General features: G+C 30.6%; 1 protein-coding gene. It reads right to left on the bottom strand.

Features of this window, described 5'->3' with window-relative positions:
• The coding region (locus V2H77_RS00195) for an AidA/PixA family protein (RefSeq protein WP_341497197.1) at window positions 1-361 on the bottom strand (361 nt) is incomplete at its 3' end.
• Between the last annotated feature and the right edge of the window lie 296 nt (window positions 362-657).

The raw sequence follows: 657 nt of genomic DNA, 5'->3' as shown, positions 1-657 counted from the left end.
CTGATTGGCGCTGTGACCATATCTGTGATGGGATAGATATGATATCGTGGCCTGAGCTTAGCTTCTGGAATTTATATAATACAATAGAGTAGTCGAAATTATTAGATACAGTTGTCGCCCTCCATCTAATATTTGAACTAATGGGAACAGATATATTGGCGCCAGATGAGGAAGTAACTTTCAGTCCATCCTTTGGAGTATAAGTGGCTATATATACTCCAGAGTTGATTGTTGTTGGATGGAGGGGGTCCATAGATATTGCAGGATGTCCTTGCATAACGGATTGACGGATTTTCTCAACATCAATAACAAAGGTAACGTCAGCTGTAACAGTATTGCCAGATAAAATAGTATTACTCATTATAGCTCCTCTTTATACGTTAAATTTAATTATTTGGAATTTGTTATTCTCTAACTATCTTTTGGATTAATGATTAACTATTCAGGTTGAAACAGCTACTGGTATAAATCATAGTTTATATGGTGAAATTACTCATATATTTATTAGGTACCGCTTCATATAGTTCAATATTTTAGTTAATTTCTTTTTAAAGAATAAAACATAAAAATTTCATATTAAAATATTAAATAATCACTTATATTTTCTTGAAAGTGGTTTAAAATTCTTAATGTGACTATAATATATTTTTATATATA

The sequence above is a fragment of the Photorhabdus sp. P32 genome (genome assembly GCF_038085095.1).
Taxonomy (GTDB): Bacteria; Pseudomonadota; Gammaproteobacteria; order Enterobacterales; family Enterobacteriaceae; genus Photorhabdus; species Photorhabdus luminescens.
Note: the sequence above shows the minus strand (reverse complement) of the source record. Positions and strands in the feature narration are given on the sequence as shown.